Consider the following 219-nt stretch of genomic DNA (forward strand, 5'->3'; position numbering starts at 1 on the left):
TTCTCCTCATACTGCCTGATTTTTCTATCAAGCCAATGATTATATACCATTCTCACACATCCAAAAGTCTTAGCAAACAAAATCTTCTGCTCATCATTGGGATATATTCTGAATTTATATGCTCTGTTTGCCACCATGCCACTTCCTTTTCCTAGAAAAATCATCTACGATACTCGACCACAAGCACAAGATGATAGTATAGTAAGAATGCTAAATGTG

General features: G+C 36.1%; 1 protein-coding gene. It reads right to left on the reverse strand.

From position 1 onward, the window contains the following. A partial coding sequence (locus GPK81_RS14440; protein WP_330627642.1) for a helix-turn-helix domain-containing protein occupies nt 1-164 on the reverse strand: 164 nt, incomplete at its 3' end. Nucleotides 165-219 lie beyond the last annotated feature (55 nt).

This window comes from Blautia sp. MCC283 (genome assembly GCF_018785565.1).
Classification (GTDB): Bacteria; Bacillota; Clostridia; order Lachnospirales; family Lachnospiraceae; genus Blautia_A.